The following is a 22,040-nucleotide window of genomic DNA, read 5'->3' on the forward strand; positions in this document are numbered from 1 at the left end:
ATACCAATTCTGTTAAGTATGTGATCAGAAGTAGCGCTGGAGAAATGAAATGATAACCAGGCGGAATTTTTCTTATGTAGTTTTTCTACATTGATAAATTCAAAAGCAGTTAGCATGTTATTTAACCCGCTAAAGTGTTCATCTATTTAAGTGAATTGGTATAAGCTCCCCTATTTTTATTATCGTAATTTATCTACCACACTCACAATTGCAGCAAGCGTGTCTTGACCAAATGAGTATGAACGGCGATCTGACCAACCATAATCAACATCTGGTAAACCATTGTTGTCTTTAAATGGCATTTCAATTGTGTAAGATAAACAATTGAATTCTTGCCCTACCCAGCTAGAGCCAACCGTTAGATTTGCCTGACCCGGCTCATCTTTTGGATAACCGAACTCATCTTGGAATTCAGGTGTTGTTACAAACATTGCCGCTTTAAAGCTATCTTCAAGGTCTTTTAAACGTGCATCGTAACGAGGGATCCCTTCACTGCCTGCAAAAAAGTTGTAAGGTATTGCCTCATCACCATGTACATCTAGGCACATATCAACACCTGTTGCGAACATTTTTTCACGCACATAATAAACTTCAGGGCTCTTTTCGATTGAAGGCGTCTGCCACTCACGGTTAAGGTTAACACCTACAGCATTGGTACGCAGATGTCCACGGACACTGCCATCTGGGTTCATATTTGGCACAATGTAGAATACCGCTTTATTCAGCAGCGCAGCTGCATGAGCATCTTCATCATCTAACAGCTTGTGAAGCACACCTTCAATAAACCATTCAGCCATCGTTTCACCTGGGTGTTGACGCGCAATCATCCAAATTACTTTTTTGTCATCTGCTGGTTCGCCAATTTGTAATACCGAAATATCGCGACCATCAATGGTTTCACCTAGTGTTTCGATAGTACAGCTTTCATGTGATTGTGCCCAAGAAAGTAAATCTTGGTGACGCTCATAGCTGTATGGCGCAAAATAGGCAAAATAGACTTGTTCACATTCTGGTGTGAATTCAATAATTAATTGATTATTTTCAAATCGAGTTGGTACACGGAACCAAGTCTGGCGGTCATAAGATGCCACAGCCTGGTAATCAACCCAACCCTCTGGGTAAGCTGATTTATCTAAATCAACAATCGTTAGTCGATGCAACAAATCGATTTGTGACTCAAGTTTGAAGTGAAACCATTGAAAAAATTCTGACTGGTTATCATTTTTAATTTTTAATTGAATATCTTCGCGATTTTCAAGGCTTAGTACCTCGATATTACCGCTATCAAATTGACTAGTAATTCTCATTAACTGTGTTCCCTAACGCACAATAACTTTAAGCCTACCAAAATAACTGGTTGGCTGAAACAATATGCGAGTAATTGAATAAAAAAGCCGGCACATTGGCCGGCTTTTAAACAAAATAATTATTAGCGAGGTAAACTTGGGTGTGTTACTTCTGCCATATCTTGCATACAACGAACAACCTGACAGCTGTAACCGAATTCGTTATCGTACCATACGTATAGTACAACACGGTCACCATCAACGATGGTCGCTTGTGAATCAACAACACCCGCGTAACGGCTACCAACTAAGTCAGTTGATACAATTTCAGTTGACGCTGTGTAATCGATTTGATCACGTAAATCTGAGTAAAGCGCTGTTTCACGTAGGAATTCGTTTAACTCTTCAACTGACGTTGCAGTCTCAAGGTTTAGGTTAAGAATTGCCATTGATACATTCGGTGTAGGAACACGAATAGCGTTACCTGTTAATTTACCTTCAAGCTCTGGTAGAGCCTTTGATACTGCTTTTGCTGCACCAGTAGAGGTAATAACCATGTTCAGTGCTGCTGCGCGGCCACGGCGCTCAGCGCTGTGATAGTTATCGATTAGGTTTTGGTCATTGGTGTACGAGTGAACAGTTTCAACGTGACCATTCTTAATACCGAACTTATCATTTAATGCTTTAAGCGTTGGCGTAATTGCATTTGTTGTACAGCTTGCAGCTGAAACAATTGTGTCTTCAGAAAGAATGTCTTTGTTGTTTACACCGTAAACTACGTTTTTGATATTGCCCTTAGCTGGCGCTGTAAGAAGCACTTTTGATGCGCCTTTAGCTGCTAAGTGTTGGCCTAGGCCATCTTCATCTTTCCAAATACCTGTGTTGTCTACAATCAACGCATTTTCGATGCCATACTGCGTGTAATCAACTTCGCTTGGCGAGTTAGCATAGATAACCTGAATGTAGCTACCATTTGCTTTGATTGCATTACGTTCATTATCAACAGTGATTGAACCATTGAAAGGACCATGGATTGAGTCACGACGTAATAAGCTAGCACGCTTTTCAAGGTCACCTTTTTTACCGCCACGAACAACAATAGCACGTAAACGTAAATCTGAGTGTGGACCACTTTTTTCGATTAGCAGACGCGCTAATAAACGACCGATACGACCAAAGCCGTAAAGTACTACGTCGCGTGGTTCAATTTTGTCTTCTTTATTATGAATTTCAGCAAGTTCTGCTGCTAGGTATTCTTCTACTGAACGACCTTCACCCGCATTTTTATAGATATAAGCATACGCTAGCTTACCTAAATCGATACGTGCTGAAGTCAGTTCCATTTTTTCAATAGCTTCTAAAAACGGGAAGCTTTCACGAAGGCGTAGTTTGCTGTCTTCGAATTGGGCAACTGTTTTATGTGCCTTAATAACGTCGATTGTACTTGCGTTAATTAAAGGGCGACCATAAATGGCAATTTCAATACCGCGGTTACGGTATAACTTACCAATGATTGGTTGCATGCTTTCAGCGAAGTCTTGGCGTTCCTGCCAGCTATTCAGATAATCTTGCTCGTGAGATGAGGTCATTTTGTCTACCTAAACGTAAAATTTTGAACGGATAGCCTAAAGCGTTAATGTGAGAAGTGCTTTAGACGCGTGCATTCTAATGTAAATGCATTATTTTTTCCACCATTTAAGCATTAGACTTTCGACCTGTACCCAAAATCGTTTTGCGCTAGAACAATTTTCTACTAAATATCAACACATCCCTATTACATTTGGTAAAAGTATTCGCTAAGCTAATTAGATACGATTAATAACAGAACCATCTCCAGTGTTAAAAAAACTAACAAGTCTTTGCTTAATAACTTTATTAGTTGGGTGTGATAACGCGAAAAGTATTCGTGAAATTTGTGATGACGATGCTCAGTTTTGCGCTGATCTCAACACTGACAGCCACTGCAACACACAGCGTGCAGAAGTGATTTTAGGGCGGTATGCTGAATCACAAACGCCAGATGATGCCACCAAATATAAACTATTGTCAGCTTTTCATAGCTACGCCAAATGTGTCGAGCTGGCAGCGAGTATTGAACATATAAAATTGAAAGAGAAAACCACTTCTCGTGTAAATGGGCATCTTACTGCGCTAAAAGAAATCAACCGATTGTCCAAAGAAACTCGTAATTCTCAATATCCACATTTACTTTATTATCACTGGTCAAGAAATGGCGATGAACAAGCGATGCAATCGTTAATCGCGATGGACGAAAAGCGAGAGCTTGAAACCTCTGAATTTCAATATAAGCTCGCGACGTATTACATAAAGTTTGATAATAAACTGGCTGTCGACAAGCTTTACCATGCGCTTGAACTCAACCCTGCTGGTGAGACTGCAAAACCTGAGATTTACACTGCGCTGACAAATATTTTTTACCAAATGGAAGAATTTAAGCTGTCATATATTTGGGCATTAGTAGCCAAAGAAGCTGGCATTGAAAACATTGACCTAGCACCGCTTGAATATGAACTCACCAATCAAGGAAAGTCGTTGAGTGAGCTTGCTAATCTTGCCGACAGCACCTTAAGCAGTATTGAAGACGGTACATTTAGCTCGCCAAGATAATTGTTACAAAGGTAAATTTTTTAATTTTAAAGCAAATAAAAAGCCTGCAATTGCAGGCTTTTTCGAATTGGCTTTTCACACTGAGTTAGTCTTTACTGGTTCCAACTTCAACGCGCGTTTTCAGTTTTTGACCCGGGCGGAAAGTCACAACTCTGCGAGCAGAGATTGGAATATCTTCACCCGTTTTAGGGTTGCGCCCTGGACGCTCTTTTTTATCTCTAAGATCAAAATTACCAAAGCCAGAAAGCTTAATTTGTTCACCACTCTCAAGTGCTGTACGAATTTCTTCAAAAAAGCTTTCCACTAAATCTTTAGCGTCTTTTTTGTTAATACCCAGTTTTACAAATAGGTGTTCAGCTATGTCGGCTTTTGTAAGCGCCATATCTAGTCCCTCAACGATGCGTTAAATTGTTCAGCCAATTCGGCCACCACTAAGTCTACAATTGAGTTGATGTCTTTCTCTTCAAGCGTTCTTTCAGCATTTTGCAGTGTTAATGCAATCGCTAAACTCTTGTGATCAGCCTCAACTCCTTTGCCCTTATACACGTCGAATAAGTTTAGGTCAACTAGTTGATTTCCGCCAACTTTTTTTATTGACTCTAAAATATCGCCAGCATTTACCGAATCTTTTACAACAACCGCTATATCTCGTCGGTTCGATGGAAACTTAGAAACGTCAACCGCTTCAGGTAAAACACGGTTTTCTAAACCTAACAACTCGATTTCAAAGGCAAAAACTTGATTGTTAATATTTAGTTTAGACTGTATTTCTGGGTGAATACAGCCTAAGTAACCAATTTTTTTACCATTTCTTAAAATTGATGCAGATTGACCTGGGTGAAGGCCTTCATTTTGTTCAGCAACAAATGAAATATTTGCCATATCACAGGTTAAACTTAGCAGTGCTTCTACATCACCTTTAATATCGAAGAAGTCGACAGCCTGTGATTGAATACCCCAATGCTCATTGTGTGTATTACCATAAATCACACCACCAATTATTTGCGTTTGTTGAATGCCATTTTCAGCAGCATCATCTTTAACAAATTTTAGGCCCGATTCAAATAAACGAATACGCGATTGCTGACGGTTTTGGTTATACACCACTGAACTTAATAAACCAGGGAGTAAGCTCACACGCATTGCTGACATTTCAATTGAAATTGGGTGTGGTAGCACTAACGCATCTGCACTTGGGTGAAGTAAACTTTGTACTTTAGGGTCAACAAAGCTATAAGTAATTGCTTCTTGATAACCGCGACTCACTAGTTCATTGCGGAAGCGTTTTAAAGGTAAAATAGCTTCTTGATGCTGAGTCATTGCTAGCTTTGCGGTAGGGGCAACATTTGGAATATTGTTGTAACCAAATACACGCGCCACTTCTTCAATTAAATCTTCTTCAATTGAAATATCAAAACGGTAACTCGGTACATCTGCTTGCCACGTGTCATTATCAAAACTAACCGTTAGACCTAAACGTGTAAGAATATTTGTAACCGTTGCATCATCAATGTGATAACCAATTACACGGTCTAAACGCGCGCGACGTAATGTTACTGATTTAGCTTTTGGTAAATGCGCTTCAGATACAGCTTCAACAACAGGGCCGGCTTCACCACCTACAATATCAAGTAATAACTGGGTTGCACGTTCCATTGCGTCATGCTGAAGTTTGTAATCAACACCACGCTCATAGCGGTGAGATGCGTCGGTATGTAAACCATAGCTACGTGCTTGACCAGCAATCGCAAGTGGGCTGAAGAATGCACTTTCTAGTAAAATATCCTGAGTATTTTCAGTGACACCAGACTGTTCACCACCAAAGATACCTGCCATCGCAAGTGCTTTGTTGTGATCCGCAATTAATAACGTGCTTTCTTTTAATTTTGCAGTGTTACCGTCAAGTAATACAAGCTCTTCACCTGCGTTTGCATTACGTACTTTAATACCACCTTCAATAGCATTTAAATCAAAAGCATGCATTGGATGGCCTAGTTCAAGTAATACATAGTTTGTTACATCAACAACAGGGTCAATTGAACGAATACCACTGCGACGTAGCTTTTCAACCATCCATAAAGGTGATTGTGCATTTAAGTTAATGCCTTTGATTACACGACCTAAATAACGAGGGCATGATTCAGGATTAACTAACTCGATATCAATTTTATCGTCGATTGTCGGTGTTACTGCGGCAATTTCAACATTATTAACATCAAGGCTGTTTAATACACCTACTTCACGCGCAAGGCCTTTAATGCCTAAACAATCACTGCGGTTTGCTGTTAAATCAACATCAATGGTAACGTCATCTAAACCAAAGTATTCACGGATATCCGTGCCAATTACTGCGTCTTCTGGTAGTTCTAAAATACCATCAGAGCTCTCAGCCATGCCTAACTCTTCAAACGCACATAACATGCCGTGAGAAGGTTGACCGCGTAACTTTGCCTTCTTAATCTTAAAATCGCCCGGTAATACTGCACCCACTTTAGCAACTGCAACTTTTAAACCTTGGCGACAGTTTGCTGCACCACATACGATATCGAGCAGTTCGTCTTCGCCAACATCAACTTTTGTTACACGTAACTTGTCTGCATCTGGGTGTTGACCGCATTCAACCACTTGGCCAATAACAACACCTGAGAAATCACCTGCAACAGGATCTAAACCATCTACTTCAAGGCCTGCCATTGACAGTTGTTCAGAGAGTGCATCAGTATCAATTGCTGGATTAACCCATTCTCTTAGCCACTTTTCACTAAATTTCATTGTTACTTCACTCTTACTTGAATTGGTTTAGGAATTTTAAATCGTTTTCGAAAAATGCACGTAAATCGTTTACGCCATAACGCAACATGGTTAAACGCTCTACGCCCATACCAAACGCAAAGCCTGTATACTCTTCAGGGTCGATGCCTACAGAGCGAAGAACATTAGGGTGAACCATGCCACAACCTAGTACTTCAAGCCATTTACCGTTTTTACCCATTACGTCAACTTCAGCTGAAGGCTCAGTAAACGGGAAGTATGAAGGACGGAAACGAATTTCCATGTCTTCTTCAAAGAAGTTGCGAAGAAAATCGTGCAAAATACCTTTCAATTCAGTAAAGCTAACGTTCTTGTCAACCATTAAACCTTCAACCTGATGGAACATAGGTGTATGCGTTTGATCATAATCGTTTCGGTAAACGCGTCCAGGAGAGATAATACGAAGTGGCGGTTGTTCCGTTTCCATGGTACGAATTTGAACACCACTCGTTTGCGTACGCAGTACCAGTTTTGGGTTGAAATAAAATGTATCATGATCAGCGCGTGCAGGATGATGCTCAGGAATATTTAGCGCGTCGAAATTGTGAAAATCATCTTCCACTTCAGGACCTGACTTAACTGCAAAACCTAGCTCACCAAAAAAGCTTTCAATGCGTTCGATAGTTCGTGTTACTGGGTGTAAACCTGCTGTTGGTTGTGTGCGGCCAGGTAAAGTGACATCAATAGTCTCTTTTGCTAGCTTTTCTGCTAATGCTTTTTCTTGCAGAGCTTCACGCTTCGCATTAATTTTTTCTTGAACTTGCTGCTTTGCTTGGTTGATCACCTGACCTGCAGTTTTACGTTCTTCTGGGTCCATTTTACCTAAGCTTTTTAATAAGCTGGTAATCTCACCTTTTTTACCAAGGTAATTTACGCGCACATCTTCCAAGTGAGCGATTTCACTGGCTTTCTCAACAGCTTCTAGGGCTTCAGCCAAGATTGCTTCTAAATTCATAAGGGCTTTTCACTCGTTTTTGCCAACTAACGCAATAATAGAATCTATTAGTTGATTTTTCGTAACGTTTAACTATCGATTAACGTGACATTTTTTAATAAAAATTAGCCCATTATGATACCCGAAAAGCAATACTTTTTACTAGAGCGGTTAATGGCAAAAAGGCACGTTATTGTTATTTTTTTAGCGTATAGTCTGTGAAAAACAAGAAATAATTAAATTGCATAAAAAAAGCACCTTGTCGGTGCTTTTTTTAAATCTATAAATCTAAGATACTTTTGATAAACGGGATGGTTAATTTTCGCTGTTCAACAATCGAGGCATGATCAAGTTTATCCAAAATATCAAGCAGTGCGCGCATATCTCGACTCACCCGAGACAGTAAGAAACGCGTCGCTTCTTCTGTTAATGTTAAGCCGCGCATTTTAGCACGCTTAACTAAGGCTTCCGCTTTATCGTCATCGCTCATAGAGCGAATTTGAAACGTCGTACCCCAATTTAAACGCGACTCTAAATCAGGTAGCGTAATGTTTAACATGTTTGGCAGTAAGTCTCCTGCCACGACAAGCATTTTGCCATCACCATTAAAGCGATTGAAAAAATTAAACAATGCTTTTTCCCACACAGGATCGCCTGCAATTTGTTGAATGTCATCAATACAAATCACATCAAGCTTTTCTAAATCATCCAGTACATGGGGGTCAAGCCACGCCAAATCTTTACAGGATAATAAAAAACACGATAAGCCCAACTCTTGTGCGCGTATACAGGTTGCATACAATAAATGAGACTTACCTGAATCAGAAAATCCACAGAGATAAACATAGTTAAAAGGTGCCGCTTCTAACTGAGTTAATCCCACTTCAAGTTGCTTTACCACATGTGAATTTTCACCACCGAAAAAACTCACAAACGTTTCGTCGTCAGGCAGTGTTACAGGTAATGCCATTTGTTGGAATTCAGTCATTACTGATTGAGCCATTGATACTCAAGTTGTTGAACGTCAGTTTGACTGAATGGATCAAAAATAATTTCAAATTGTGAGTCCAATTGCAGGGCTTTTTGTAAGCTATCGACATGTGCATTGAGGTATAAATTTAAATCAACGCGTTCACCCTGTCGAAATTTAATATCCAGTTCATTTACTTGAGTGAGGGAGCGTAAACGTACTTTTAACGCTTCAAGCTGTTTCATGCCGCCTACGCCATAAAAACTAATTGTTACAACTTCCGAGCTTTGCGCTTCACCTAAGGTAGCATATTGCTTGGCGATCTGTTCCGAAATGCTACCTACAAGCTGACCGGTAATTGTCAGTTTATCACCAGAGAGTTGATACAATTGGAAACTAGACTGATTAGTAAATTGCCAATCTAAAAACCACACATTATCACGTTGGTAAAGTCTCGCAGAAACTATTACTTCAGGTTCATAACGTGCTGAAGCAGCAATAATTTGTTCTGGAAAATTCGCCCATACATCTGTCACATTCAAGTTCATGCGATCTTCAAGATCTAACAATGGCATGACAATGGGTAACCCCGCATTATCACTATTCGTTTCTAGTAAATGAAAAATCTGTGGAAAATCTTCCTTTGTTACCAAGCTACGTTGTAGTCCTTCTTCAATAGCAAGCCATATAAGGGTTAACGGGCGACGGTTTCCCCAAATAGGAATTTCCATTTGTTTAAGCACACTATCAATCAGTTGTGGTTGATAGCGAATCTTTAAATAAGTTTGATAGAGTGATTCTTCGTATTCATACTTAAGTACAAAACGAGACAGATTTTTCGAAGCGTCTTTGATAACTGGGTGGGATCTATCAACTTTCTGACCTGAAACCTTTTCAAGTACCCCTACAAAACCAACACGATTTGCACGTCGTTGCTCGCTCTGTGTTTTATTATCAACAACCGCTTTATATTGATAAAGATCAGTTACTTCAACAGCTAAAAGTGAAAAGCTAAGTAAACTAAATAGAGTTAAAATCAGTGCGTTTTTCAATGTGTTAAACTTGTATTCCATAATGTGCCTGATCCTAAAACATCGCACAATGCAAAGCAAAAAAAAAATTACAATAATTAAAAACTAAACAATGATGATTAAGTGGATTTTTTTGATGGATATAAAGTGGTGCCCGGGGCCGGACTTGAACCGGCACGTCATTACTGACGAGGGATTTTAAATCCCTTGTGTCTACCAATTCCACCACCCGGGCATCGGGTTGCTTTCGCATGTGGATATTTAATGGAGGCGGAACCCGGAGTCGAACCGAGGTAGACGGATTTGCAATCCGCTGCATGGCCACTCTGCCATTCCGCCAACTTCAAAAGAAGTTGGAGCGAGTAACGAGGTTCGAACTCGTGACCTCGACCTTGGCAAGGTCGCGCTCTACCAGCTGAGCTATACTCGCATCCTAAACGTTTTATTGAGTCGTATTCTCAAAATAAGTGGTGCCCGGGGCCGGACTTGAACCGGCACGCTATTACTAGCGAGGGATTTTAAATCCCTTGTGTCTACCAATTCCACCACCCGGGCATCGGGTTTCTACGTTGCAGCAAAAACCAATTTGGAGCGAGTAACGAGGTTCGAACTCGTGACCTCGACCTTGGCAAGGTCGCGCTCTACCAGCTGAGCTATACTCGCATCAAATTGATTCTAAAATCAATGGTGCCCGGGGCCGGACTTGAACCGGCACGTCATTACTGACGAGGGATTTTAAATCCCTTGTGTCTACCAATTCCACCACCCGGGCATCGGGCTGCTTTCGCATGTGGAGTGTTGAAAATGGAGGCGGAACCCGGAGTCGAACCGAGGTAGACGGATTTGCAATCCGCTGCATGGCCACTCTGCCATTCCGCCAAACTCTTAAAGAGTTGGAGCGAGTAACGAGGTTCGAACTCGTGACCTCGACCTTGGCAAGGTCGCGCTCTACCAGCTGAGCTATACTCGCGTTTCCAATTGGGCAGTTAGTTAACCACTCCCCTCTCAACACCGACGCATTCTACATAGATTATTAAACGCGTCAACATAAAAATGTCGGATTTAATTCGTTTGATTATTTTTTATCTAAAATGATTTAAAAACACTCGTTTATGCGAATATATCAATGCATAAACATAAATTTACTTACTTGCTTGTGACAAAGCGCCCCAGCCTGCAATCAAATATTGCACCATCGAAACAAAGGTTAAGATAGTCGCGATATAAAATAACACAAACGAAAGTGTGATCATTTGGCTATCGTATTGCCAAATTAAACCAATAATAGCCAACATTTGTGCCGCTGTTTTAATTTTTCCTAATTGAGACACCGCCACATTAGCGCGCTCTCCTACTTCAGCCATCCATTCTCGCAATGCGGAAACAATGATTTCTCGGCTGATGATAATAATAGTAGGGATAGTGATGTACAGTGATTGGTAATGTTGGGTAAGAGCAATTAACGCAACCGACACCATCACTTTATCTGCAACTGGATCTAAGAAAGCACCAAAAGGGGTCGATTGCTCGAGCTTTCTTGCTAAATAGCCATCAAGCATATCGGTTACTGAGGCCAACCAGAAAATAAACGCAGCCCAGAAAAAGGACCATTTAGCTGGAATAAAAAACAAGACGATAAAAATCGGGATTAAAATCAAACGAAAAGCTGTTAAGGTATTAGGAATGTTCCACATATTGGTATTTTATTTATTTGTCATCGTGTAAATGATGATAGATTCGTTCTGCGATACTGCGGCTAATACCCGGCACTCGCTCCAATTCAGAAATAGTAGCGCTTTTTACCCCTTGAATGCCACCTAAATATTTTAATACGGCTTGACGCTTTTTAGCGCCAACCCCTGAGATTTCCTCTAGTATCGAGGTATTACGTTGTTTTTGACGTTTATTTCGGTGTCCCGCAATAGCAAATCGATGACTTTCGTCGCGAATATGTTGTATCAAATGAAGCGCTGGCGCGTCCGAGGAAAGATTAACGGTTCTGCGCCCACCATCTATTAATAACGTTTCAAGACCTGGCTTTCGCGATGTGCCCTTAGCAACACCAATTAAAAGAGGGAGCTTCCCATGTGGCCAATCTGCAAAATAATTTTCAGCTTGCGATAACTGCCCTTTACCCCCATCAATAAAAATTATGTCTGGAATTTTAGCTTCATCAGTAAGTTTGTTGTAGCGTTTACGCAAGGCAAAAGCCATAGCGGCATAATCATCACCTGGGGTGATGCCTTCTACATTAAAACGACGGTACTCTTTATTAGCGGGGCCTTGTTCGTCAAACACCACGCAAGAGGCAACGGTGTTTTCACCCATGGTATGACTGATATCAAAACATTCCATGCGGTTGATTGTTTCTAAACTAAGTGTTTCTTTTAATTGCGCATAGCGTTTTGCGATAGAGTCTTTAGCACTTTGTTTTACCTCTAACGCATTGTGTGCATTTTTATTAGCAAGGGAAAGATAATCTGATTTTTCACCACGCAGTGCTCTTATAAATGCAATTTTCTTACTACAAATTGCCGACAAACCATCTGCAAGCGTATCACTGCCTGTAAAGCTAAATGGTATCACCAATTGCTTTGGAATTCGGCCAGTGTTTGATAACTGCACATAATACTGCGCGCAGAATGATTCCAGTACCTCTTCATTCGAGCTATCTTTAGGTGTTTTGGGAAAGTAGGTTTTAGAGCCCAATATTTTATGATCGCGGATCATTAATACATGCACCGCAACTAACCCATTTTTCGCTGCAAAACCAATCACATCAAGTTCAGCTACATTACCTGAAACAGCTTGTTGTTCCTGCATTTTTCGAAGTAATAAAATTTGGTCGCGAATTTGTGCTGCTTTTTCAAATTCAAGTGTCAAACTCGCCGCTTCCATATTTTCAACTAGGGTCGCAATCACCTCAGATGAGCGCCCAGCCAAAAATTTTTTCACCATATCAACCTCTTGCAAATAGTCTTGGTCTGAGATTTTTGCCACACATGGCGCAGAACAGCGTTTAAGTTGATATTGTAGACATGGGCGACTACGAGCCCGGTAATAGGCATCTTCGCATTGACGAACAGGAAAGATTTTTTGCATTAGCCGCAAGCTTTCAGACACAGCCCCTGCACTTGGATAAGGTCCAAAGTACTCACCCTTTATTTTGCGTGTGCCTCGATGAAACGCTAAGCGAGGATGTCGATGATTTGTGACAAGAATATAAGGATACGATTTATCGTCGCGTAACAAAATATTGTAACGCGGCATATATTTTTTAATAAGGTTATTTTCGAGTAATAACGCTTCGGTTTCTGTATTGGTTAACGTGACTTCAATTTGTGCAATATTAGCCACTAAAGCACGGGTTTTATTTTCAGGGATATTGTCGCGAAAGTAACTGGACAGTCGCTTTTTCAGGTTTTTTGCTTTACCAACGTAAATTACTTGCCCTTTGGCGTCTAGCATTCGATAGACGCCCGGCTCTGAAGATACTGTTTTAAGAAAGGCTTTTGCGTTAAACGCCGACATCATTTAATCAGAGTCAATCTCAATCATTTTATGGCGAATTGCAAGGTGAGTGAGCTCAACATCCCCGCCGACATTAAGTTTTTCAAACATACGGTAGCGGTATGAATTGACTGTTTTAGAACTTAAATTGAGCTGATCTGCAATGGTCTGCACTTTTTCACCTTTGGTGATCATCAACATAATTTGCAGTTCACGGTCAGATAATGAGGCAAACGGGTTTTCATCATTGCGTCCACTAAATTGTGCTAATGCAATTTGTTGAGCAATCTCGGGAGCTATATAGCGTTGACCCGTTTTTACTGCACGAATTGCGTTAACCACTTCTTCAGGGCCAGCACTTTTCGTCAAATAGCCGTGTGCACCAATTTGCATTACTTTGCTCGGGAAAGGATCTTCACTTTGCATAGTAAGTACGATGACTTTTACATCTGGACAAAAGCGACAGATCTTTTTAGTTGCTTCGAGTCCACCAATACCTGGCATATTCATATCCATGAGTACAATATCTGGGTTATTTTGGCGACAAAACTGAACCGCCTCTTCGCCAGTCTTTGCTTCACCAACCACTTTAAATCCACGTACGTCATCCAGTATACGCTTTATACCTGTGCGAACTAGTTCATGATCATCAACTAACAGTACGTTAATCAAGGGGTTACCTCACGGTTATCTATCTATACATATTTCAGGGCTAACCATAACACACTAATTAGCAAAGTCGAACAACTTAAAACGCATTTATAATGGGATTTTGATTGTTTGTTCACTAAGTCATCGATTTCATAAATTTTTTATCATTTACAATTAATTACATTCAACAAAACAACGTTATAACAGCGATTTACACCGTATTTTCGCCATTATTTCTCAATTGCGATGGAAATATTACAGCGACTGTAATATTTCTTTCATATTTCTCTGTTTTAATCCGCGCCGTAATAAAAATGACATTTTATTGTCACAAAAACGACAAAACCTGTCGTAGCTAAATTAAGAGAAATGTAATGAGTGAAAATACATCAAACCCAATAAACCCTCAGCAAAGCGCAGCTGCCAAATTTTTAAACTGGGCTGCTATCGCATTTTTAGTTTATTTGGTGTTAGTTGCGGTTAGTACCGTAAGTGGCGGTTTTAAATTAGCATCTGGCGGTAGTGAAGGCGCAAAAGAAATCTTTGCCTTTGCAACCAATCCATTTGTAGCACTATTACTCGGCGCATTAGCCACGGCATTAGTTCAGTCTTCATCTACTGTAACTTCTGTAATCGTTGGTTTAGTGGCAGGTGGTTTACCAATTAATATTGCAATCCCAATGATCATGGGTGCAAATATTGGTACAACAATTACCAATACGCTTGTATCAATTGGTCATATTCGCTCAAAAGAAGAGTTTAAACGCGCTTTTGAAGCATCAACGGTTCATGACTTTTTCAACCTAATTGCCGTTGCTATTTTCTTACCGCTAGAATTAGCATTTGGCATTTTACAAAAGCTTTCACAATCTCTTGCTCACTTATTCGTTGGTGACGCAGATTTATCATTAAAAAGCTATAACTTCATCAAACCTTTAGTTAAGCCTGCTGTTGGTGTTGTAAAAGATGGTTTAGCATTTTTTGACGGCAAAATGCTAGGTGTTGCTATGGTCGTTGTTGGTATTGCAATGATTTTATTCGCTGTAACAACACTTGGTAAATTATTACAAAAAGCACTTGTGGGTACAGCAAAAGAAATGCTTCACCGTGCAATTGGTAAAGGCCCACTAGCGGGTATTACTTCAGGTGCTGTAGTTACTGTCATGGTTCAGTCGTCGTCAACGACTACAAGTTTAATGATCCCACTGGCAGGAAGCGGTGTGTTCTCAACAAAACAAATTTACCCATTTACGCTTGGTGCAAACATTGGTACTACAATTACTGCATTACTTGCCGCGACGTCAATTACTGGCGCAGCAGCAGAGGTAGCATTAACGATTGCACTAGTACACGTTATGTTTAACGTATTTGCTGTTGCACTTATTTACGGCACTCCATTCTTACGTGATTTACCACTACGTGCTGCGAGCAAGCTTGCAGAAGTTGGTTCGAACAATAAATCACTAGCACTTGGATATGTATTAGGCGCATTCTTTGTAATCCCTGGCGTAATGATGATTGTTGCTCGCTAACAAAATAATTAAAAACCCTTTTTAAAATAACGATAAAGTGAATAACTTTATCGTTATTTTTTGTTACTTAACCTTATCCAAATTGCCCCATTCAATTACAAGCACTAAACTTAGCGCAAATTATAAGAAGTACGTGCAAAATAATCATGAGAAAACCGCTCGCACTGAGTGCAGCCCTATTATCTTCAACGTTAGTTGCAAAAACAGATTCATCTTTATCTATTCCATATATATCTGAAACGCCAACGATTGATGGCCAAATTTCAGAAGCATTTTGGCAACAAGCGAAACGAATCGATATCAACAATATCACTTGGCCATATGAAAACGTGCCAGCTGATGAAACAGCTTATGCATTAGTTTATGAAAATGGCGAGTCCCTTAACGTTGCATTTGTTGTATCTGATTCAAATCCAGATCAAATTCGCGCGTTTTACCGTGATCGTGATAAAAACTGGAATGATGACCTCGTTGGCTTAAAAATCGATTCATACAACAATGAAAAATTAGCCTATCAGTTTTTTATAAATCCGCTTGGTGTGCAAATGGACTCAATTGAAAATGCACTGACAGGCAATGAAAGTGATGCATGGGATGGCATTTGGCATAGTGCAGGAAATATTACTGATAATGGTTACATTGTTGAAGTATCCATCCCCTTTCGCATTTTGAATTTTGAGCAAGGTCAGCAACGTAAAGACATGGCTATGGAGTTTGTTCGCTTTTTACCGCGTAATGAACGTCTTCGCATCTCATCAATTAACATTGATCACGCTAACAGCTGTTGGGTATGCCAGATGCAAACCGTTTCCGGTTTTGAGCAAGCTAAACAAGGTAACAACTTGACCCTTGTACCAACGGTTGTCGCAGGTCGCAGTGAAAGCCGTGATGTTTCAACATCTCCGATTGAAGATTGGCAAGCCGATAATTCTTTAGAGCCAGGTCTTGATGTGAAATGGGGCATCACGCCGGAGGTCACACTGACAGCAACGTTGAACCCTGACTTTTCACAAGTTGAGGCGGATGTGGCGCAACTTGGTATTAATAACAGTTTTACCCTTTTCTTTCCTGAAAAACGTGCCTTTTTCTTAGAAAACAGTGATTACTTTTCAACACCTTGGAATTTAATTTACACCCGTAATGTTGCTGAGCCGGATGCGGGGATAAAACTCACAGGTAGTGTTACTGGTCATACATTTGGCGCCTTTATGGCCAATGATAATCAAAGTAATGTTATTATTCCGGGTAACTTGGGTTCAACAATTGTGTCATTAGAGAGCAAGAGTAATAATATCGCAGCTCGCTATCGTTATGATTTTACTAATGACTTTTCTATTGCCGCGACCACAACTGCGCGCAATTCAGATGATTATTACAACTATTTATCTTCACTCGATAGTAAATATCGACTCACTGAAAACGACACTTTTATCGCGCAATTAGCATTATCTAAAACAAAGTATTCTGACGAATTTAGATCAAGTTTATGTGATGCCGACAGCTTAGCAGACTGTCAACAACAAGCGATTACAAAATGTGACGGTAATAGCGACTGTGATATTAACGAGCAGTACCTTCGTGTAAGTGCTGAAGATGCAATTAACGACATTGCTTATAAATTAAGTTATGAGCATAACGAAAAATACTGGAGCCTCTTTGCTCGCTACGACAACCTAGGCAAAGACTTTCGTGGCGACTTAGGTTTTATGAACCAAGTCGATTTTAATAAATTTGTCAGCGGTGGCCGTTATCGCTGGTATGGCGAGCAAGGCATTGATTGGTATAACCGAATTGAATTTTATGGCGATTGGGACATTAGCCATAATGACAATGGCGAATTACTAGAAAAAGAAGTGCAAGGCGAATTGTCACTTAATGGTCCATTACAGAGCTTTATTCAACTTGAGTTAATGCAACGCGATCGTGTTGGTTTACGTCATAACAAAGCTAATTTAGCCATTGATAACAACACCACGTTATTTAACGAAAACTTAGTAGGCATGTATTTAGAATTCAAGCCAATGTCAGGTGTATTTGCTTCTCTTTATGCAAATACAGGTAATCATATTGATCTTGCTAATAACCGTTTAGGTGATAAAACCCGCATTAGACCGGTCATTAATGTGAACTTAAATCGTCATTTAGAGTTACGTTTTCGCCACACATTTGAAACCATGGATGTGGCTGGAGATGGCTTATTCACGGCTAACCTTACGGATGCGCGCATAAGTTATCAATTTAATACCCGCAGTTTTGTCAGATTAGCCGTTATTTATCGTGATATTGAACGCAATCCGGATAACTACATCGATGATGTAAATGAGAGTTATAAAGGGTTTTCAACACAATTTTTATACTCGTATAAAGTGAACCCGCAAACGGTATTTTTTGCAGGTTATTCTGATAACGGTTATCAAGATGATGACCTAACTAAAATTGAAAAAACCGACAGGTCAGTCTTCCTTAAAATGTCTTATGCATGGATGCTGTAGGCACAAATCGTATTTAGGGAGCATTTGCTCCCTTTTTTATGCAAAAAAGGGATATATATTATAGCCAAACTTTCCTTTTGTTTTTGCCATTAGACAGTATGCTTAGCCTAAATGAATCCGAACATTTAGGGATACACATAATGAGTAATATTTTTGCAGACAATTCACTAAGCATTGGTAATACACCTCTGGTTAAATTAAACCGCGTAACTTCTGGTAATGTTTACGCTAAAATTGAAGCGCGCAACCCAAGCTTCAGCGTAAAATGCCGTATCGGTGCATCAATGATTTGGGAAGCGGAAAAGTCAGGTGAATTGACAAAAGATAAAGAGCTTATTGAGCCAACTTCAGGTAACACAGGTATTGCACTTGCATTTGTTGCTGCATCGCGTGGTTATAAACTAACACTGACTATGCCAAATACAATGAGCCTTGAGCGCCGTAAGCTATTAAAAGCTTTAGGTGCTAACTTAGTACTTACTGAAGGTGCTAAAGGTATGAAAGGTGCAATTGAAAAAGCACAAGAAATTCAGCAAAGTGCGCCTGAAAAATACATCTTATTACAACAATTCGAAAACCCAGCAAACCCTAAAATTCACTTCGAAACAACGGGTCCTGAAATTTTCGATGCAACAGATGGTGATTTAGACTTCTTCGTTGCAGGTGTTGGTACAGGTGGTACTATCACAGGTACTAGCCGTTTCTTAAAACTAGAAAAAGGCTTAAACGTTAAATCAATCGCTGTAGAGCCAATTGACTCACCTGTCATCAGCCAAAAGATTGCTGGTGAAGAGTTAAAACCAGGTCCACATAAAATTCAAGGTATTGGTGCAGGTTTCATCCCTGGCAACTTAGACGTTGAAATGATTGATGGCGTTGAGCAAGTTTCAAACGAAGATGCTATTGCAATGGCACACCGTCTAATGAAAGAAGAAGGTATCCTAGCGGGTATTTCTTCAGGCGCTGCGGTAATTGCTGCTAAACGAATTGCTGAGCTACCTGAAAATAAAGACAAAAAAGTTGTAGTTATTTTACCAAGCTCTGCAGAACGTTATTTAACGAGCCCATTGTTTGCTGAAGAATTCTCAGAACAAGAACTGGTTCAGTAATAAAATAAAATCCTAAGTGCGAAGTACCGCTTCGCACTTTACATCTTACTAAATTCATTCCACACTAAGTCTAACTAAAATAACTAATTTAGGCTTATGTTTCGTAAAATTCTTCTTTTGTTACCTATTTTAATGCTCGTTGCCTGTGGTGGTGATTCTCCTGAGATTAAAGGTGAGAACGACTCTCCCGAATATAAAGCCACTGAGTTTTTCTACGCTATTTTAATTGAGGAAGACCTAAATAAAGCCGTTAATGCATCTCTGCCTAAATATGGCCGTATTATAAAATCTTATGGTTCAACTAGGCAGTTTGCGCGCAATATTCTTAATATGCGATTCGATGAAGTGGAAATAGAGGTCGATCACGGCAGCCGCAGTGTTCGTAAGCGCTTTGGCGATTCCGCTGTGCTCAATGTAATTTTACATGGCAAGCATAATGGCAATAAGATAGCCGATATGCGTCAGGTAAAACTCACCAAAGTGAAAGGTAAATGGTATATCGAAAAAGTTTTAGATGATCCATTTGCACGATAACTATCGATAAACAATAACAACCGCTATTCAAATAAATACTGAATAGCGGTTTTTTTTCGCCTTCGATAAATATTCTAGATAGCCCCCCCACTTCTGGCTGAATACTCTGAAGGTTGAAGTACAAATAAACCAAGCGAAGAAAACAACTATTACACTTCGAACTAAAGCAATGTCACCTTTTTTGACAAACAACTTTCCCAGAAAACTAAAGTGCAATAAGTCTTCATTAACTCAAGTGATATCACCTCTGCATTACATTGTAAGGCATTCTAAAGCTGCTCGAACTCATCAACATTTATTACCGCTTGTCTGAGTGTTTCGTATTCAGTGAGCTTTGCTTTTTCTTCTTCTGAAAAATCATCATCGAGATCGGAGATTGCCCCTATTCGATCATATTTAATATCAAAACGTGCTTGTTTCATGGTCATTTCAAAACGCGAGATAAGCCCTTTTTGCTCGACTAAAAGGACCAATAAACGTTCCATATTTGATATATCAGAGTCAGGTTTTACATGACATAAATTACACAATCGCTCACGCATCACAGTGTTTGTACTGACACTTTTGATCACTTGGTTAAAGTTCTCATCGTTTGGTTTACGATATGGGTTCCCCCAAGGAAACACGGTAATTCTAAGTAACTTGCCAAGGGTTATATTTGCAAAGAATGCTTCAAATGCCTGACCTATCTGATACAAACAATGGTCAATTGAGTAAGTAACAAAAGGTAAATCGGAGACTTGCCTACCATCGTCTTCATAACGTTTTAAAACACTACTTGCTAAGTAAAGTTGACTCAATATATCACCAAGGCGTGCTGACGTTGCTTCTTTTCGTTTCAATGAACCTCCTAACAACAACATCGCGTAGTCTGAACAAAAGGCAAAAGACGCACTTAATTTAGTTAATGTTTGATAGTAATGCGCAACCGGACCGGCGCTCACCTTAGGCACAAACCAATGACAAGTTAGCGAATGGAAGAAACTAAAACCAAAATTACCCATGGTATGCACGATATGCTTACAGAGGTAGTCATCAAACTGGTTCAATCCAGCTTGTTCATCTTCAAACGCTACCGCTTCCATTTCTTTCAAAATAAACGGATGGCACCGTGTTGCACCTTGGCCAAATATCATTAAACAGCGTGTAAGTATATTTGCCCCTTCAACGGTAATCGACACAGGCGTGCCTTTATAAGCACTTGCAAGACTATTACTCGGGCCATTTTGCACGGCTTTACCTGCTTGAATATCAAAGCCTCGGTTGATAATGTCTCGGCCAAGTTCTGTCAGATGGTATTTTGTTATTGCAGTAATCACCGCTGGGCTTAGATTGAGATCAAGCGCGGTCGTGGTCATACGCCTTGCAGATTCTGTGAGATAACTCATAGCTGCAATATGCGCCAGACTTTCAGCGACACCTTCAAACTGTGCGATGGGTAAGCCAAACTGTTTTCTAATTAACGCATAAGCAGTTGTAGTTCGTGTGGTTAAGTGAGCAGTTGCTGTTGCCAGTGCTGGTAGAGAAATCCCCCGGCCTGCGCTTAAACATTCAACAAGCATGCGCCAGCCTTTACCAATAAAGTCCTCACCGCCAATCAATGCATCAAGCGGCACAAATACATCTTCACCAGTGGTTGGACCATTCATAAATGCCATGCCCATAGGATCGTGACGTTTACCAGATGTAACGCCCTTTGTTTTGGCAGGAATAAGTGCGCAGCAAATACCTAAGTCTTCTTTATCGCCTAATAACCCATCAGGATCATATAACTTAAATGCAAGACCAATCACCGTAGCAATCGGAGCTAACGTGATATACCGTTTTTGCCAATTGAGTTTAATGCCAATGGTCATTTTGTTTTTATAACGCTTTTTACACACGACACCATAATCTTGAATCGCCCCAGCGTCAGAGCCTGCATCAAGTGCTGTTAAAGCAAAGCAAGGCACTTCATCACCATTTGCCAATTTTGGTAGCCAAAAGTCTTGCTGTTCTTGAGTACCATAATGGGCAAGTAATTCAGCAGGGCCAAGACTGTTTGGCACCATCACAGTCACCGCAGCCGATAAACTCGAACAGGCAATTTTGCTCACTATGGTGGAGTTTGCATAGGCTGAAAAACCATGACCGCCATGACTTTTCGGTACAATTAAAGCAAAAAAACCTTCTTCTTTAAGATACTGCCACACCGCTTTGGGTAAATCACGATCGGTAACAATTTGATGATCGTCCAGCATATCTAATAATGTAGTTACTTGATTATCGATGAATGCTTGCTCTTCGTGGCTGAGTTTGGGGCTTGGATAACTTCTAAATGTTTGCCAATTTGGTCGCCCAGAGAATAGTTCACCATCCCACCAAATATCCCCTGCTTCCATGGCTTGGCGCTCTGTTTCAGAAAGCGGCGGTAAGGCTTTTTTGAAGTAATTAAACACAGGTTTTGTTACAAATCTTAAGCGATTAGCACGGATCCCAAATACCGCTGCAATCGCAAAAACAATAATGATAAAAATCAACATTCTAAAACCTTTCCTGGACGTTATTTGACT

The 22,040-nt window shown here is 40.2% G+C and carries 16 protein-coding genes and 8 tRNA genes; 5 read left to right on the plus strand and 19 right to left on the minus strand.

All coding sequences use genetic code 11. The features are described 5' to 3' along the window. Positions 1-179 precede the first annotated feature (179 nt). Together OM33_RS11475 and OM33_RS11480 are read right to left on the minus strand one after the other, a co-directional pair. A complete protein-coding gene (locus OM33_RS11475) occupies positions 180-1,307 on the minus strand; it encodes a M14 family metallopeptidase (protein ID WP_038641844.1) in 1,128 nt (375 codons plus the stop codon). Positions 1,308-1,429: 122 nt separating this feature from the next. Next, complete coding sequence (locus OM33_RS11480) at positions 1,430-2,875, minus strand: glyceraldehyde-3-phosphate dehydrogenase (protein WP_038641847.1); 1,446 nt, start codon at positions 2,873-2,875, stop codon at positions 1,430-1,432. Positions 2,876-3,122: 247 nt separating this feature from the next. On the opposite strand from OM33_RS11480, the gene OM33_RS11485 reads away from it, so the two are divergent. Further along, positions 3,123-3,914 (plus strand): DUF2989 domain-containing protein, encoded by a 792-nt coding sequence (locus OM33_RS11485; protein ID WP_052140987.1) that lies wholly within the window; start codon positions 3,123-3,125, stop codon positions 3,912-3,914. A gap of 85 nt (positions 3,915-3,999) precedes the next feature. On the opposite strand, the gene ihfA is transcribed toward OM33_RS11485, so the two are convergent. From ihfA to uvrY, 16 genes are all read right to left on the minus strand, one after another. Further along, positions 4,000-4,296, minus strand: coding sequence for an integration host factor subunit alpha (gene ihfA, locus OM33_RS11490; RefSeq protein ID WP_038641849.1), 297 nt, complete (start codon positions 4,294-4,296; stop codon positions 4,000-4,002). A gap of 2 nt (positions 4,297-4,298) precedes the next feature. Then, positions 4,299-6,686, minus strand: a complete 2,388-nt coding sequence (gene pheT, locus OM33_RS11495; RefSeq protein ID WP_038641852.1) for a phenylalanine--tRNA ligase subunit beta — start codon at positions 6,684-6,686, stop codon at positions 4,299-4,301. 13 nt (positions 6,687-6,699) lie between these two features. Beyond that, positions 6,700-7,680 (minus strand): phenylalanine--tRNA ligase subunit alpha, encoded by a 981-nt coding sequence (gene pheS, locus OM33_RS11500; RefSeq protein WP_038641855.1) that lies wholly within the window; start codon positions 7,678-7,680, stop codon positions 6,700-6,702. Between the two features lie 259 nt (positions 7,681-7,939). Beyond that, a complete protein-coding gene (gene hda, locus OM33_RS11505; RefSeq protein ID WP_407681038.1) occupies positions 7,940-8,662 on the minus strand; it encodes a DnaA inactivator Hda in 723 nt (240 codons plus the stop codon). Further along, positions 8,647-9,702 (minus strand): DUF2066 domain-containing protein, encoded by a 1,056-nt coding sequence (locus tag OM33_RS11510; RefSeq protein ID WP_038641859.1) that lies wholly within the window; start codon positions 9,700-9,702, stop codon positions 8,647-8,649. Before OM33_RS11510 ends, hda begins: the two co-directional genes overlap by 16 nt. A 106-nt stretch (positions 9,703-9,808) precedes the next feature. Beyond that, positions 9,809-9,895: transfer RNA gene (locus OM33_RS11515), tRNA-Leu, on the minus strand. Positions 9,896-9,925: 30 nt separating this feature from the next. Further along, positions 9,926-9,999, minus strand: a tRNA-Cys gene (locus tag OM33_RS11520). A 15-nt stretch (positions 10,000-10,014) separates the two neighbouring features. Then, positions 10,015-10,090 (minus strand) — tRNA-Gly (locus OM33_RS11525). Positions 10,091-10,128: 38 nt separating this feature from the next. Then, positions 10,129-10,215 (minus strand) — tRNA-Leu (locus tag OM33_RS11530). A 32-nt stretch (positions 10,216-10,247) separates the two neighbouring features. After that, positions 10,248-10,323 (minus strand) — tRNA-Gly (locus tag OM33_RS11535). Between the two features lie 22 nt (positions 10,324-10,345). Beyond that, positions 10,346-10,432, minus strand: a tRNA-Leu gene (locus tag OM33_RS11540). A 33-nt stretch (positions 10,433-10,465) separates the two neighbouring features. Continuing rightward, positions 10,466-10,539 (minus strand) — tRNA-Cys (locus OM33_RS11545). 15 nt (positions 10,540-10,554) lie between these two features. Beyond that, positions 10,555-10,630: transfer RNA gene (locus tag OM33_RS11550), tRNA-Gly, on the minus strand. Between the two features lie 172 nt (positions 10,631-10,802). Then, positions 10,803-11,354, minus strand: coding sequence for a CDP-diacylglycerol--glycerol-3-phosphate 3-phosphatidyltransferase (gene pgsA, locus OM33_RS11555; RefSeq protein ID WP_038641862.1), 552 nt, complete (start codon positions 11,352-11,354; stop codon positions 10,803-10,805). Positions 11,355-11,367: 13 nt separating this feature from the next. Next, positions 11,368-13,191, minus strand: a complete 1,824-nt coding sequence (gene uvrC, locus OM33_RS11560; protein ID WP_038643316.1) for an excinuclease ABC subunit UvrC — start codon at positions 13,189-13,191, stop codon at positions 11,368-11,370. Positions 13,192-13,194: 3 nt separating this feature from the next. Beyond that, complete coding sequence (gene uvrY / locus OM33_RS11565) at positions 13,195-13,842, minus strand: UvrY/SirA/GacA family response regulator transcription factor (RefSeq protein ID WP_038641865.1); 648 nt, start codon at positions 13,840-13,842, stop codon at positions 13,195-13,197. 353 nt (positions 13,843-14,195) lie between these two features. Between uvrY and OM33_RS11570 the strand changes: the two genes are divergently transcribed. From OM33_RS11570 to OM33_RS11585, 4 genes are all read left to right on the plus strand, one after another. Next, positions 14,196-15,353 carry a Na/Pi symporter gene (locus OM33_RS11570; RefSeq protein ID WP_038641869.1) on the plus strand — a complete coding sequence of 386 codons (1,158 nt, stop codon included), beginning with the start codon at positions 14,196-14,198 and terminating at the stop codon, positions 15,351-15,353. A 146-nt stretch (positions 15,354-15,499) separates the two neighbouring features. Next, positions 15,500-17,845 (plus strand): carbohydrate binding family 9 domain-containing protein, encoded by a 2,346-nt coding sequence (locus OM33_RS11575; protein ID WP_038641872.1) that lies wholly within the window; start codon positions 15,500-15,502, stop codon positions 17,843-17,845. Between the two features lie 140 nt (positions 17,846-17,985). Further along, positions 17,986-18,954: a cysteine synthase A gene (gene cysK, locus OM33_RS11580; RefSeq protein ID WP_038641875.1), complete on the plus strand. Its 969-nt coding sequence runs from the start codon at positions 17,986-17,988 to the stop codon at positions 18,952-18,954. Positions 18,955-19,050: 96 nt separating this feature from the next. Further along, the gene (locus tag OM33_RS11585) at positions 19,051-19,488 is read left to right on the plus strand and encodes a hypothetical protein (protein WP_038641878.1); all 438 of its coding nucleotides are present in this window, start codon (positions 19,051-19,053) and stop codon (positions 19,486-19,488) included. Positions 19,489-19,757: 269 nt separating this feature from the next. On the opposite strand, the gene OM33_RS11590 is transcribed toward OM33_RS11585, so the two are convergent. Continuing rightward, positions 19,758-22,010, minus strand: a complete 2,253-nt coding sequence (locus OM33_RS11590) for an acyl-CoA dehydrogenase (RefSeq protein ID WP_038641880.1) — start codon at positions 22,008-22,010, stop codon at positions 19,758-19,760. Positions 22,011-22,040 lie beyond the last annotated feature (30 nt).

Source organism: Pseudoalteromonas piratica (assembly GCF_000788395.1).
Taxonomy (GTDB): Bacteria; Pseudomonadota; Gammaproteobacteria; order Enterobacterales; family Alteromonadaceae; genus Pseudoalteromonas; species Pseudoalteromonas piratica.